General features: G+C 67.2%; 1 protein-coding gene. It reads left to right on the top strand.

What is annotated here, in order from left to right; translation table 11 throughout:
- Nucleotides 1–732 (top strand): zinc-binding dehydrogenase (locus ODE13_RS16875; protein ID WP_322480306.1); only part of this gene is annotated, 732 nt, incomplete at both ends.

The raw sequence follows: 732 nt of genomic DNA on the forward strand, positions 1-732 counted from the left end.
GACAAAGTCATCCTGAACTGGCGCGCCGTCTGCGCAGACTGCCGCGCCTGCCGCAAAGGCCAGCCCCAATACTGCTTCAACACCCACAACGCCACCCAAAAAATGACCCTGACCGACGGCACCCCCCTAGAACCCGCCCTAGGCATCGGCGCCTTCGCCGAGAAAACCCTAGTCGCCGCCGGCCAATGCACCCCCATCGAAGACACCAAAGACCAGCACAACGCCGCCATCGGACTCCTGGGCTGCGGGGTGATGGCCGGCATCGGGGCAGCCATCAACACCGGTGAGGTGGCCCGCGGAGAATCGGTGGCCGTCATCGGCTGCGGCGGAGTCGGCACCGCCGCCATCGCCGGAGCCCACCTCGCCGGAGCCACCACCATCATCGCCGTAGACCTCGACCCCAAAAAACTCGACAAAGCCCGCCAACTCGGCGCCACCCACACCGTGGAGGCAGGCAGCACTGATCCGGTGGAAGCCATCCGCGAGCTCACCGGAGGACACGGCGCCGATGTCGTCATCGACGCCGTCGCCCGCCCCGAGACCTACACCCAAGCCTTCTACGCCCGCGACCTCGCCGGCCGCGTCGTACTGGTCGGTGTCCCAGACCCCTCCTGGAGCGTAGAACTGCCCATGATCGAGCTCTTCGGCCGCGGCGGCTCGTTGAAGTCCTCCTGGTACGGCGACTGCCTGCCCAGCCGCGACTTCCCCATGCTGGTGGACCTCTACCGCCAG

It is taken from the genome of Nesterenkonia sp. HG001, assembly GCF_034438835.1.
Classification (GTDB): Bacteria; Actinomycetota; Actinomycetes; order Actinomycetales; family Micrococcaceae; genus Nesterenkonia; species Nesterenkonia xinjiangensis.